Source organism: Streptomyces sp. NPDC014801 (genome assembly GCF_043082085.1).
In the GTDB taxonomy this organism is placed as follows: domain Bacteria; phylum Actinomycetota; class Actinomycetes; order Streptomycetales; family Streptomycetaceae; genus Streptomyces.
The window spans coordinates 305,832-317,744 of the sequence record NZ_JBIBXG010000004.1; the positions used below are offsets into that span (position 1 = coordinate 305,832).

At 73.4% G+C, this 11,913-nt stretch carries 14 protein-coding genes; 10 read left to right on the forward strand and 4 right to left on the reverse strand.

The genetic code is table 11. The annotated features are described in order from the left end of the window. Positions 1-57 precede the first annotated feature (57 nt). Positions 58-885, forward strand: a complete 828-nt coding sequence (locus ACF1AL_RS10830; protein WP_366835902.1) for an ABC transporter permease — start codon at positions 58-60, stop codon at positions 883-885. Positions 886-919: 34 nt separating this feature from the next. After that, positions 920-1,594: an AAA family ATPase gene (locus tag ACF1AL_RS10835; protein WP_391697525.1), complete on the forward strand. Its 675-nt coding sequence runs from the start codon at positions 920-922 to the stop codon at positions 1,592-1,594. A 148-nt stretch (positions 1,595-1,742) separates the two neighbouring features. Here the strand turns inward: ACF1AL_RS10835 and ybaK are convergent, their stop codons facing one another. The 4 genes from ybaK to ACF1AL_RS10855 all read right to left on the reverse strand — a co-directional run bounded on the left by ybaK (position 1,743) and on the right by ACF1AL_RS10855 (position 5,979). Then, positions 1,743-2,243, reverse strand: coding sequence for a Cys-tRNA(Pro) deacylase (gene ybaK / locus ACF1AL_RS10840; RefSeq protein WP_391778791.1), 501 nt, complete (start codon positions 2,241-2,243; stop codon positions 1,743-1,745). Positions 2,244-2,271: 28 nt separating this feature from the next. Further along, a complete protein-coding gene (locus ACF1AL_RS10845; RefSeq protein ID WP_391820594.1) occupies positions 2,272-3,012 on the reverse strand; it encodes an LON peptidase substrate-binding domain-containing protein in 741 nt (246 codons plus the stop codon). Between the two features lie 23 nt (positions 3,013-3,035). Beyond that, on the reverse strand, positions 3,036-4,067 hold the full coding sequence (locus tag ACF1AL_RS10850; protein ID WP_391697519.1) for a hypothetical protein: 1,032 nt from the start codon (positions 4,065-4,067) through the stop codon (positions 3,036-3,038). 337 nt (positions 4,068-4,404) lie between these two features. Further along, a complete protein-coding gene (locus ACF1AL_RS10855) occupies positions 4,405-5,979 on the reverse strand; it encodes an oxidoreductase (RefSeq protein WP_391697896.1) in 1,575 nt (524 codons plus the stop codon). Positions 5,980-6,180: 201 nt separating this feature from the next. Between ACF1AL_RS10855 and hisD the strand changes: the two genes are divergently transcribed. The 8 genes from hisD to hisF are packed head-to-tail and all read left to right on the forward strand — an operon-like array spanning position 6,181 to position 11,894. Next, positions 6,181-7,506: a histidinol dehydrogenase gene (gene hisD / locus ACF1AL_RS10860; RefSeq protein ID WP_391697516.1), complete on the forward strand. Its 1,326-nt coding sequence runs from the start codon at positions 6,181-6,183 to the stop codon at positions 7,504-7,506. Beyond that, positions 7,503-8,609, forward strand: coding sequence for a histidinol-phosphate transaminase (locus tag ACF1AL_RS10865; RefSeq protein ID WP_391697513.1), 1,107 nt, complete (start codon positions 7,503-7,505; stop codon positions 8,607-8,609). Before hisD ends, ACF1AL_RS10865 begins: the two co-directional genes overlap by 4 nt. Continuing rightward, positions 8,606-9,199: an imidazoleglycerol-phosphate dehydratase HisB gene (hisB, locus tag ACF1AL_RS10870; protein ID WP_363269143.1), complete on the forward strand. Its 594-nt coding sequence runs from the start codon at positions 8,606-8,608 to the stop codon at positions 9,197-9,199. Before ACF1AL_RS10865 ends, hisB begins: the two co-directional genes overlap by 4 nt. Before the next feature lie 5 nt (positions 9,200-9,204). Next, a complete protein-coding gene (locus ACF1AL_RS10875; protein WP_181139728.1) occupies positions 9,205-9,369 on the forward strand; it encodes a hypothetical protein in 165 nt (54 codons plus the stop codon). Continuing rightward, positions 9,369-10,022, forward strand: a complete 654-nt coding sequence (gene hisH, locus ACF1AL_RS10880; protein ID WP_386418986.1) for an imidazole glycerol phosphate synthase subunit HisH — start codon at positions 9,369-9,371, stop codon at positions 10,020-10,022. The genes ACF1AL_RS10875 and hisH overlap by 1 nt, the downstream gene beginning before the upstream one ends. After that, positions 10,019-10,744, forward strand: a complete 726-nt coding sequence (priA, locus tag ACF1AL_RS10885; RefSeq protein ID WP_366835893.1) for a bifunctional 1-(5-phosphoribosyl)-5-((5-phosphoribosylamino)methylideneamino)imidazole-4-carboxamide isomerase/phosphoribosylanthranilate isomerase PriA — start codon at positions 10,019-10,021, stop codon at positions 10,742-10,744. The genes hisH and priA overlap by 4 nt, the downstream gene beginning before the upstream one ends. Next, positions 10,741-11,139, forward strand: coding sequence for a RidA family protein (locus ACF1AL_RS10890; RefSeq protein WP_366835892.1), 399 nt, complete (start codon positions 10,741-10,743; stop codon positions 11,137-11,139). The genes priA and ACF1AL_RS10890 overlap by 4 nt, the downstream gene beginning before the upstream one ends. Next, on the forward strand, positions 11,139-11,894 hold the full coding sequence (hisF, locus tag ACF1AL_RS10895; protein WP_366835891.1) for an imidazole glycerol phosphate synthase subunit HisF: 756 nt from the start codon (positions 11,139-11,141) through the stop codon (positions 11,892-11,894). The genes ACF1AL_RS10890 and hisF overlap by 1 nt, the downstream gene beginning before the upstream one ends. Positions 11,895-11,913: the final 19 nt, after the last annotated feature.

Genomic DNA, 11,913 nt, shown 5'->3' on the forward strand with positions numbered 1-11,913 from the left:
GGTCCACGTGACCGTAGGGGTCCCGGCGACCGCCGTACGGAGAAGGAGCAGCTCCACGTGAGTGTCGTACCCGCCGAGAGTCTGCCGGGCCGCGCCCGGGGCGGCGTGGCCGAGGCCGCCGACCCGGCACCGGCCGCGCTCGGGCCGCGCGCGCGGCTGTGGCCGGCGCTGGGCGCCGTGTACCGGGCGCAGCTGTCCCGGGCGCGGGTGGCGCGGATCCCGCTGCTGTTCGTGGCGACCTTCCAGTCCGTCGGCATCCTGATCATGATGCGCGGGGTGGTGGACGGCGGCCGGGAGGCCGAGTCCGTCGTCGCCGGCTCCGCGGTGCTGGTCGTCGCGTTCGTCGCGCTGAACCTGCTCGCCCAGTACTTCGGCCAGCTGCGCGCCAGCGGCGGGCTCGACCACTACGCCACGCTGCCGGTGCCGCCCGCCGCGGTGGTGCTCGGCGCGGCGGCGGCCTACGCGTCGTTCACCGTGCCGGGGACGGTGGTTACCGCCGTCTTCGGGTGCGCGCTGTTCGGGCTGCCGCTGACGCATCTGTGGGTGCTGGCCGCGGTGATCCCGCTCGCCGGGGCCGCGCTGTCCGGGCTGGGCGCGGCCTGCGGGCTGCTCGCGCCGCGGCCGGAACTGGCGACGCTGCTCGGCCAGCTGGGCATGTCGGCGGCGCTGCTGCTGGGCGTGCTGCCGCCCGAGCGGATGCCGGAGATCGTCCGGCTGGCCCGCGATCTGCTGCCGTCCACGTACGGCGTCGAAGCCCTCGCGCGGACCTTCGCCGCGGGGCCCGACTGGGCCTACGTGCTCGGTGACCTCGCCGTGTGCGCGGGGGTCGGGGGCGTGTCCCTGGCCGTGGCCACCTGGGCGTACCGCCGGGCCGCCGTCCGGTGACGCGGCGCGCGGTCGCACCTGGCACGATGTGGGGGTGACCGCACCGCTGACACCGCCCTCCGGACCGCACAACCGCTCCTCGCACGCTGCCGATCAGGGGTATCCGCCCGCGTTCGACGGACACGGGTACGGGACTCCCGCGCCGCAGGACGCCGTGTACGGACAGGACGGGCCCGGGATGAAGACGGAACTGCGTGAGGCCGCCGTGGTCACCGTGGCGGTGACGGTCGCCGGGGTGCTGCTCGGCGTGCTGTGGTGGTGGCTGGCGCCGCACGTGCCGCTGGTGGGCAGCGTGGTGGACGACAGCTGGGTGGTCTACCTCAAGGACAGCGAGGGGGAGCAGGCGATCGGCGTGGACGGCACGTTCACGTTGCTCGCCCTGGCGTTCGGGGCGCTCAGCGGGGTCGCGGTGTTCCTGTGGCGGCGGCGCGGGGGTGTGCCGCTGGTCGTCGCGGTCGGGGTCGGCGGGTTGCTCGCGTCGCTGGTGGCGTGGCGGCTGGGCGTGTGGCTCGGGCCGGCGGACGACGTGATCGCGCACGCGAAGGCCGTGGGGGAGGGCGTGACCTTCTCGGCGCCGCTGAAGCTCGGGGCGAAGGGGGCGCTGCTCGCGTGGCCGCTGGCCGGGCTGGTCGTGCACCTGGGGCTCACGGCGCTGTTCGGTCCCCGCGAGCCGGAACACTTCGGGGGGTACGGGGTGCCTCCGGCGTAGGGGTCCGGTGCCCGGGGATGCGGTGCCCTGCGGCACGACTGCCCGCAGCCACGGGGGCGGGGGTGACTGCGACCCCCCAGGGGCGCGGGGACCTGCGCGACCGGCCCCCACGCGTCCGCAGACGAAGAACAGCCCCCGGCCGGACCCGTCAGGTCCGGCCGACGGGGGCCACGACGGCGTCTGTCAGCTTGGCCAGATCCTCGGGGGACAGCTCCACCTCCAGGCCCCGGCGGCCGGCCGACACGCAGATCGTGGGGAAGGACGACGCCGACGCGTCCAGAACCGTCCGCAGCCGCTTGCGCTGCCCCAGCGGGGAGATCCCCCCGCGCACGTACCCCGTGGTGCGCTCCGCGAGGGCCGGGTCGGCCATCGCCGCCCGCTTGCCGCCGACCGCCGTGGCCAGCGCCTTGAGGTCCAGCTGCCCGGCCACCGGCACGACGGCCACGGTCAGCGTGCCGTCCACGTCCGCGACCAGCGTCTTGAACACCCGCTCCGGGGAGACGCCCATCGCCTCGGCCGCCTCCTCGCCGTAGGAGGGGTGGTTGGGGTCGTGGTCGTAGGCGTGGACCGTGAAGTCCACGCCCGCCGCCGTCAGGGCCACCGTCGCCGGCGTCCCGCCGGACTGCTGCTTCTTCGTCTTCTTCGCCATTGCCGGCCGTTCCCGCCGTTGTCGGAGATCAGTTCAGACTCGTCGGCCCGCGCGTGAGGTCCGCCGCGGGCAGCGACGGCAGCGTACGGATGATCGCCGTCTCGCTGCGAAGGAGTTTCAGCTCGTCCCGCAGCCGCGACGCCGTGTCGGGGGCCTGCAGCAGCCGCTGCTTGGCCGGCGTGTCGAGCATCATCGCCGCCGCCACCAGGTACGACACCACCGACGGCTCGTCGGGCAGGTCGGCCCCGGTCGACAGCGACCGCTCCCGCGCGCCCGCCAGCCGCTTCTGGTACTGCCGGAAGGCCCTCAGCACGCCCTCGGCGAGCGCGCCGGCCTCGTCGCCGGGGTCCTCGGTCAGTTCCTCCAGTTCGGCGGTCAGGAACGGCCCGGAGGCGTCCACGGACAGCAGCCGCACCCGGGTCGTCCCGGTGGCCAGCACCTCGAAGGTGCCGTCGGCGCGTTCCCGGATGGTCGCCGCGTCCGCGATGCAGCCCACCTTGTGGAGGGCCTTCGCGGGGTCGGGGCCGAAACCGGCGGCCGGCCCGCGTTCGGGCAGCGCCGTCTGGTCCGGCATGCCGGGGGCGCTGGGCGCGACCTCGCGGCCGTCGCGGATCGCCACGACGGCGAACCGGCGGGGTTCCTCCTCGGGCGTCTTCAGCAACTCGCGCATCATGGCGCGATATCGCTCCTCGAAGACGTTCAGCGGGAGGACGAGCCCGGGGTACAGCACCGAGTTCAGGGGAAAGAGGGGGAGCCGGACGGTGGTCACGGCGCCACAGCCTAATGGCCGACTCAGCGCGCGTGACCGCCGTGCCCGCGCTGCGGACGCCGCGCCGCCCCCGCGACCGCCGTCCGCACCTCCTCGCGGACCTGCAGAAAACGCCCCAACGGGTCGTCCGACTCCCGCTCCCAGGGGAAGGAGGTGGCGTACGGGCCGTTCAGCCGGAGCTGCTCCAGCGCCTCGGCCGGCCGCTCCAGCCGGGCCAGGACGTGGATCAGCAGGTTGCGGATGGGCGCGGGCCACGGGTCTGCGGGCCCGAGCAGCGCGGACAGCGCGATGGCCCGGTCGGCCGCCGCGTGCAGCCGCTCCGGCTCCACCTGGACGCCCCGGGGCCCGCTCAGGCAGGTGAAGGCCGCCCGCAGCGGCAGCGCCTGGACGAAGGAGTCGGCCGGCGCGTCCTGGGCGGCCCGGTCGGCGAAGTCGAGGCACGCGCGGTGGGCGTCCTGTCCCCAGGAGGCCAGATAGCGCAGCGCGGCCACGTGGCAGCCGTAGTGGTGCGGGGCGCGGCGCACCGCCGCCTCCCACAGCTCCTCGAAGTACTTGTGCCCGGCGCGGGCCCCGCGCGCGTGGTCCAGCGCGATGCGCCACGGCACCGGGTCGCGGTCGTCGCTGCGGGCGGCCCGGGTGATCAGCGGGCTGAGCTCGCGCAGCGCCTCGACGCGGGCCGGCGAGCGCCAGGCGCGGTCCACCGCGAGCTGGGTCTCGACGACCAGGCCGTGCGGGTCCTGCGGGTCGGCGGTGCGCCAGGTGTGCAGCCACTCGGGGCGGGAGTGCGCGAAGGCGGCCAGCCGGACGGAGTACCGGTCACGGCGTTCCCACTCGCGGGCGGCGCGGGTGGCGCCGAGCAGCCCGGCGGCGGGCGCGTGTTCGCCGCGGGCGGCCGCGACCAGCACGGGGGCCAGCCGGGGGTCGGCCGCGTCGAGGAGCACCTCGTCGTCGGGGACGTGGGGGGCGTCCGTGTCGGGCGCGGCGGGGTGCGCGGCGGTGGGGGTCATCCGGCCCGAGCGGATGAACGGCAGCAGCAGAGCCATGGTGTCGACCATTGAAAAGCCGCAGGTCGCGACGGCGCCAGTGGCTACACGGAACCTCCCGAAAGTTGTACGCCCGCAGGTCAAGGAAGGGTAAAACGTGATCCTTCCTCACCTTTTCGAACCCGTGTCCTGTCTACCCGGGGTAACCGCAGGTCGGCCTGGTGCGGCTGCCGCGACGGGACCGCCGTTCCGCACCGGGTGGGCCCTTTATGCCCCCCTCGCGCCCCGCGAACACCCTCTTCACACCCTCACGCGCCCCACGCATGCTCACCACGCCAGCGCCCCACGCACGCTCCCCATGCGAGCGCCCCACGCGCGCTCCCACGCAAGCAACCCACGCGCGCTCCCCTCACGCCCGCCGCAGCAGCCGCGTCGCCCCCGCCGCCACCGCCGTCGCCAGCACCCAGCCCAGCAGCACCAGCGCCGCCGCCAGCCACTGCCAGCCGTCGGTCAGCTGCCACTGACCCACCTGGCCCAGGTCGATCACCGGCAGCAGCAGGTCCAGCGCGAACAGCGCCGGGTCCCACGCCGGGTGCTCGTCGCCCTTCACCGGCGGGTGCCCGGCGTGCGCGAAGGCCAGCGAGCCCGCCGCCCACAGCACCGCCATCCACACCGCGGCCCGCCCCGGCCGGTAGCCGTAGGCCACCGTCCAGTCCTGCGCGTAGCCCCACAGCCGGGCGGCGAGCGGCAGCGTCCGGCGGCGGTGGCGCTGCTTGGCGAGCAGCACCGCGCGCGCGTCCTCGTCCTCGCCGGCGCCCCGCAGCACCGCCGCCAGCCGCTCGTACGGCTCCGGGTTGAACTCGGCGGTCGCCGCCGCCACCCACTGCAGCCGCTCGGCCAGCGGGAACGGGCCGTGCGGCACCAGGCTCTCGTAGGTGAAGCCGCCCATCTGCAGCTGCCCCGGGCCCGGCCAGGCACCCGCCCGGTCGATGAGGGTGACGATCCGGGCCCCCGACAGCACCACCCGCCCGGCCGGCGGCCGCTCCCCGAGGAAGCGCAGCTCCGGCGTCTGCACCCGGCGCAGCGACAGCTCCTGCCCCTCGCCGAGGGTGAACCGGGCCCGTTCGAAGTCCACCGCGTCCCCGAACCGTCCGTCGTCCAGCCGCACCCCGCCCCGGCACTCGAACTCCTGGATCCGCGTCCCCTGCGCCGGGGTCACCCCCATCAGCGCCTGGCCGACCCCGGCCGGGGTCAGGTACAGCGTGCGCTCGACGGTCAGCTGCGGCGCGTTCAGCGCGTGCCGGGCGTACGGATTGGCCAGCCGGGCCCCGCGCAGGCTGAGCGACACGCCGACCTTCGCGCCGCGCAGGCTCAGCTCGCCGTCCGACCGCAGCAGCTCCGCCTGCAGGTCCTGGCCCACGCTCAGGCCGTCCCCGGCGAGGGACCGGCCGGTGCGGTCCCGCCGTACGACCGCCTCGTTGAGCATCAGGTCGGTGCCGATGTGCGCGTCGGTGAGGCGGATGCCCCGGTGGAACCGGCAGCGGGGCAGATGCAGGTCGCCCTCGGTGTGCAGCCGCGCCGCCTCCAGCCGCGGCACCGAGCAGTCCACCAGCCGCACGGTGGTGAAGCGGGCCTCCGGCAGCAGCACGTCGCTCTCGAAGCGGCAGCCGCGCAGCTCGACGTACGGCGCGACGGTGCCGCCCGCGAGGTCCAGCACCCCGCTGAGCCGCACCCCGACCAGTTTCAGCGCCGACACCCGCCCCGCGAGGGCGGGCGGGCCGTCCAGCAGCAGCCACGCCACGATCCGCGCCCGCACCGTGCGCTCCGGCCCCCACGGATGCCCGCCGTGCGGATCGTCCACGACGGGATCGCCGCTGCTGAGGTCGTACACACTGCCGTTGCGGAAGGCCAGCCACATGCCGGCCTCCGCGGCGGTCAGGTCGTCCGGCAGATCGCCGGCGTGGAGGCCCGCCTCCTCGGTCACGGCGCTCACTTCCTCCCCGGCTACTCGCGGGTTCCGCCCTTCGTACAGCCGTTCATGCCCGGTGAGTCACCCTTCGAACACCCAAAGTGACGGTCGTCTTCCGGTCAGTCCGCGCACGCGGCGCACGGGTCGTATCACGGCGTGTATCAGCCATTGATACGGCCGCACGGCACGCGTCCCGGGTCTGAGAGAATTGAGTCCGTGATCTCCCGAATCGATCTGCGCGGCGACGCCCTTCCCGAGGGACCCGCCCTGCGTGACCTGCTGCCCCGAGCCGACTTCGACGTTCAGGCCGCCCTGGAGAAGGTGCGTCCGATCTGCGAGGCCGTGCATCATCGCGGCGACGCGGCACTGATCGACTTCGCGGAGAAATTCGACGGGGTCCGGCTGGAGCAGGTGCGGGTGCCGGCCGAGGCGATCGCCAAGGCGCTCGACGAGCTCGACCCGGCCGTGCGCGCGGCCCTGGAGGAGTCCATCCGCCGCGCCCGCCTCGTCCACCGCGAGCAGCGCCGCGCCACGCACACCACCCAGGTCGTCCCCGGCGGCACCGTGACCGAGAAGTGGGTGCCGGTCGAGCGGGTCGGCCTGTACGCGCCCGGCGGCCGGTCCGTCTACCCGTCGTCCGTGGTGATGAACGCCGTACCGGCCCAGGAGGCCGGCGTGCCCTCGATCGCGCTCGCCTCGCCCGCCCAGGCCGAGTTCGGCGGGCTGCCGCACCCGACGATCCTCGCCGCGTGCGCCCTGCTCGGCGTCGACGAGGTGTACGCCGCCGGCGGCGCCACCGCCGTCGCGATGTTCGCCCACGGCACCGAGTCCTGCCCGCCCGCGAACATGGTCACCGGCCCCGGCAACATCTGGGTCGCCGCCGCCAAGCGCTACTTCACCGGCAAGATCGGCATCGACGCCGAGGCCGGCCCCACCGAGATCGCGATCCTCGCCGACGCCACGGCCGACCCGGTGCACGTGGCCGCCGACCTGATCAGCCAGGCCGAGCACGACCCGCTGGCCGCGGCCGTGCTGGTCACCGACTCCCCGTCGCTCGCCGAGGCGGTCGAGCGCGAGCTGGAGCCTCAGGTCGCCGCCACCAAGCACATCGACGACCGGATCTTGCCCGCGCTGAAGGGCAAGCAGTCCGCGATCGTCCTGGTCGACGGCATCGACGAGGGCCTGCGCGTGGTCGACGCCTACGGCGCCGAGCACCTGGAGATCCAGACCGCCGACGCCGCCGCGGTCGCCGACCGGGTGCGCAACGCCGGCGCGATCTTCATCGGCCCCTGGGCGCCCGTCTCGCTCGGCGACTACGCGGCCGGATCCAACCACGTGCTGCCCACCGGCGGCTGCGCCTGCCACTCCTCCGGCCTGTCCGTGCAGTCCTTCCTGCGCGGCATCCACATCGTCGACTACACCCGGGACGCGCTGGCCGAGGTCGCGCACCACGTGGTGACGCTGGCCGAGGCGGAGGACCTGCCCGCGCACGGCGCGGCGATCAAGGCGAGGTTCGACTGGAAGGTTCCGCAGAGCAAGTGACGGGCATCGACGATCTCCCCGTACGGGACGAGCTGCGCGGCAAGTCCCCCTACGGCGCGCCGCAGCTGGACGTCCCCGTACGGCTGAACACCAACGAGAACCCCTACCCGCTGCCCGAGCCGCTGGTCGAGCGGATCGCCGAGCGGGTGCGCGAGGCCGCCCGCGAGCTGAACCGCTACCCGGACCGCGACGCCGTCGAGCTGCGCACGCGTCTGGCCGAGTACCTCACCCGCACCGCCGGGTACGAGGTCGGCCTGGCGAACGTGTGGGCGGCCAACGGCTCCAACGAGGTCATCCAGCAGCTGCTGCAGACCTTCGGCGGGCCCGGGCGTACGGCGATCGGCTTCGAGCCGTCGTACTCCATGCACGCGCTCATCGCGCGCGGCACCGGCACCGGGTGGATCTCGGGTCCCCGCAACGACGACTTCACCATCGACCTCGCGGCCGCCGAGAAGGCGATCGCCGAGAACCGGCCCGACGTCGTCTTCATCACCACGCCCAACAACCCCACCGGCACGGCCGTCCCGCCCGAGACCGTGATCGCGCTGTACGACGCCGCGCAGGCCGCGAAGCCGTCCATCGTGATCGCGGACGAGGCGTACATCGAGTTCAGCCACGGCGACTCGCTGCTGCCGCTGCTCGAGGGCCGCCCGCACCTGGTGATCTCCCGCACGATGTCGAAGGCGTTCGGCGCGGCCGGGCTGCGCCTCGGCTACCTCGCCGCGGACCCGGCGGTCGTGGACGCCGTCCAGCTGGTGCGCCTGCCGTACCACCTGTCGGCCGTCACCCAGGCGACCGCGCTGGCCGCGCTGGAGCACACCGACACCCTGCTCGGCTACGTCGAGCAGCTCAAGGCCGAGCGGGACCGGCTGGTGCGCGAACTGCTCGCCCTCGGCTACGAGGTCACGGCGTCGGACGCCAACTTCGTGCAGTTCGGCCGGTTCGAGGACGCGCACGACGCCTGGCGGAGGATCCTCGACCGGGGCGTCCTGGTCCGGGACAACGGCGTACCGGGATGGCTGCGGGTCACCGCCGGCACGCCGGAGGAGAACGACGCGTTCCTGGACGCGGTCCGTGACGTGAAGAAGGAGCTTGAGGCATGAGCCGCGTTGGACGCATAGAGCGCACCACCAAGGAGACCTCGGTGCTGGTCGAGATCGACCTCGACGGCACCGGGAAGACCGACATCGCCACCGGCGTCGGCTTCTACGACCACATGCTCGACCAGCTCGGCCGGCACGGTCTGTTCGACCTGACCGTGAAGACCGACGGCGACCTGCACATCGACTCCCACCACACCATCGAGGACACCGCCCTCGCGCTCGGCGCCGCCTTCAAGCAGGCGCTCGGCGACAAGGTGGGCATCTACCGCTTCGGCAACTGCACGGTCCCGCTGGACGAGTCCCTCGCCCAGGTCACCGTCGACCTGTCCGGCCGCCCCTACCTGGTGCACACCGAGCCGGAGAACATGGCGCCGATGATCGGCGAGTACGACACCACGATGACCCGGCACATCCTGGAGTCCTTCGTCGCCCAGGCCCAGGTCGCCCTGCACGTCCACGTGCCCTACGGCCGCAACGCGCACCACATCGTGGAGTGCCAGTTCAAGGCGCTGGCCCGGGCCCTGCGCTACGCCTCCGAGCGCGACCCGCGCGCGGCGGGCATCCTGCCGTCCACGAAGGGTGCGCTGTAAAAGCGATGAACGGTCTTTCCACGATCCTGATCGTCGTCGGCCTGTTCCTGGTCGGCGGGATCATCTCCTTCGTCAAGCAGCAGATGCCCCGGAGCCTGATCGTGCTGCTGTCCATCGGCGCGGCCATGTGCCTCGTCGCGGGCGTGATGCGGCTGGAGGTGTGGAGCTGATGAGCGGCTCAGTCGGAAAGAGGCGGCAGGTCGTCGTCTTCGACTACGGCTTCGGCAACGTGCGCTCCGCCGAGCGCGCCCTCGCCCGCGCGGGCGCCGACGTCGAGATCACCCGCGACTACGACAAGGCCATGAACGCCGACGGCCTGCTGGTGCCCGGCGTCGGCGCCTTCGCCGCCTGCATGGCGGGGCTGAAGCAGGCGCGCGGCGACTGGGTCGTCGAGCGCCGGCTGGCCGGCGGGCGCCCCGTGATGGGCATCTGCGTCGGCATGCAGATCCTCTTCGCGCGCGGCATCGAGCACGGGGTGGAGGCCGAGGGCCTGGACGAGTGGCCCGGCACGGTCGAGCCGCTGCAGGCCGACATCGTGCCCCACATGGGCTGGAACACGGTGGACGCCCCGGCCGGCTCGGAGCTGTTCGCCGGCCTCGACGCCGACGCCCGCTTCTACTTCGTGCACTCCTACGCGGTCCACGACTGGACGCTGGAGGCGCACAACCCGGCGATGACGGCCCCCAAGGTCACCTGGGCCACGCACGGCAAGCCCTTCGTGGCCGCCGTGGAGAACGGCGCCCTGTGGGCCACCCAGTTCCACCCCGAGAAGTCCGGCGACGCCGGAGCCCAGCTCCTCACCAACTGGATCGGAACACTGTGAGCACGCTCGAACTCCTCCCCGCCGTCGACGTCCGCGACGGCCAGGCCGTCCGCCTCGTCCACGGCGAGTCCGGCACCGAGACCTCCTACGGCTCCCCGCTGGAGGCGGCCCTGGCCTGGCAGCGCTCCGGTGCCGAGTGGCTGCACCTGGTCGACCTGGACGCCGCCTTCGGCACCGGGGACAACCGCGAGCTGATCGCCGAGGTCGCGAAGGCCATGGACATCAAGGTGGAGCTGTCCGGCGGCATCCGCGACGACGACACCCTGGCGGCCGCCCTGGCCACCGGCTGCACCCGCGTCAACCTGGGCACCGCCGCGCTGGAGACCCCGGAGTGGGTCGCCAAGGTCATCGCCGAGCACGGCGACAAGATCGCCGTCGGCCTCGACGTCCGTGGCACCACCCTGCGCGGCCGCGGCTGGACCCGCGACGGCGGCGACCTCTACGAGACGCTGGACCGCCTGAACAAGGAGGGCTGCGCCCGCTACGTCGTCACCGACATCGCCAAGGACGGCACGCTGCAGGGCCCCAACCTGGAGCTGCTGAAGAACGTCTGCGCGGCCACGGACCGCCCGGTCGTCGCCTCCGGCGGCGTGTCCTCGCTGGACGACCTGCGTGCCATCGCCGAGCTGGTCCCGCTCGGTGTCGAGGGCGCGATCGTCGGGAAGGCGCTGTACGCGAAGGCGTTCACCCTGGAAGAGGCCTTGGAGGCTGTGTCGTCATGAGCGAAGCCGCGCGGCGCGTGCAGAGCGGAAGTCCCTGGGAAGAGAGTTTCGGTTTCGCACGTGCCGTCGCGGTGGGCGACCGTGTGCTGGTGGGCGGCACGACGTCCTTCAAGGGCAGCGTGCTGTACGGCGAGGGCGATCCGTACGAACAGGCCAAGGTGGCGTTCACCAGCGCGCTGGAGGCGATCGCCGAGTTCGGTCTCGGCGCCGAGTCCGTGATCCGTACACGGATGTATCTGACCCATGCGCGGGACGTGGACGACGCCGGGCGGGCCCACAAGGAGCTGTTCGACTCCGTGCGCCCGGTCACGACCCTGCTGGTCGTCGAGGGCTTCGTCGACCCGCGCATCCTGGTCGAAGTGGAACTAGAGGCATACAGAGGAGCCGTGACCTGATGACCCTGGCGGTCCGAGTCATTCCCTGCCTGGACGTGGACAACGGCCGGGTCGTCAAGGGTGTCAACTTCCAGAACCTGCGCGACGCGGGCGACCCCGTCGAGATGGCCAAGGTGTACGACGCCGAGGGCGCCGACGAGCTGACGTTCCTGGACATCACCGCGTCCTCGGGCAACCGCGAGACGACGTACGACGTGGTGCGGCGCACCGCCGAGCAGGTGTTCATCCCGCTCACCGTCGGCGGCGGCGTGCGCACGGCCGAGGACGTCGACAAGCTGCTGCGCGCGGGCGCGGACAAGGTCGGCGTGAACACCGCCGCGATCGCCCGCCCCGAGCTGATCCGGGAGATCGCCGAGCGCTTCGGCCGGCAGGTGCTGGTGCTGTCGGTGGACGCCCGCCGCACCGAGTCGGGCTCGTTCGAGGTGACCACGCACGGCGGCCGCCGCGGCACCGGCATCGACGCCGTCGAGTGGGCGCACCGGGCGGCCGAGCTGGGCGCGGGGGAGATCCTGCTGAACTCCATGGACGCCGACGGCACCAAGGACGGCTACGACCTGGAGATGATCGCGGCCGTGCGCAAGCACGTCACGATCCCGGTGATCGCCTCCGGCGGTGCCGGCAAGCTCGGCGACTTCCCGCCGGCCGTCGCGGCGGGCGCGGACGCGGTGCTGGCGGCGTCCGTGTTCCACTTCGGCGACCTGCGGATCGGCGAGGTGAAGCAGACGCTGCGGGAGGCGGGGCACCCGGTGCGCTGACCCTCCCGTCCTGAGGGCC

Bases quoted from the DNA above. Each gene is read 5' to 3' on its own strand.
- ACF1AL_RS10850 (WP_391697519.1), bottom strand. From the start codon at position 4,067: ATGGTCGACACCATGGCTCTGCTGCTGCCGTTCATCCGCTCGGGCCGG.
- hisF (WP_366835891.1), top strand. From the start codon at position 11,139: ATGACCCTGGCGGTCCGAGTCATTCCCTGCCTGGACGTGGACAACGGC.
- ACF1AL_RS10875 (WP_181139728.1), top strand. From the start codon at position 9,205: ATGAACGGTCTTTCCACGATCCTGATCGTCGTCGGCCTGTTCCTGGTC.
- ACF1AL_RS10890 (WP_366835892.1), top strand. From the start codon at position 10,741: ATGAGCGAAGCCGCGCGGCGCGTGCAGAGCGGAAGTCCCTGGGAAGAG.
- hisH (WP_386418986.1), top strand. From the start codon at position 9,369: ATGAGCGGCTCAGTCGGAAAGAGGCGGCAGGTCGTCGTCTTCGACTAC.
- hisB (WP_363269143.1), top strand. From the start codon at position 8,606: ATGAGCCGCGTTGGACGCATAGAGCGCACCACCAAGGAGACCTCGGTG.
- ybaK (WP_391778791.1), bottom strand. From the start codon at position 2,243: ATGGCGAAGAAGACGAAGAAGCAGCAGTCCGGCGGGACGCCGGCGACG.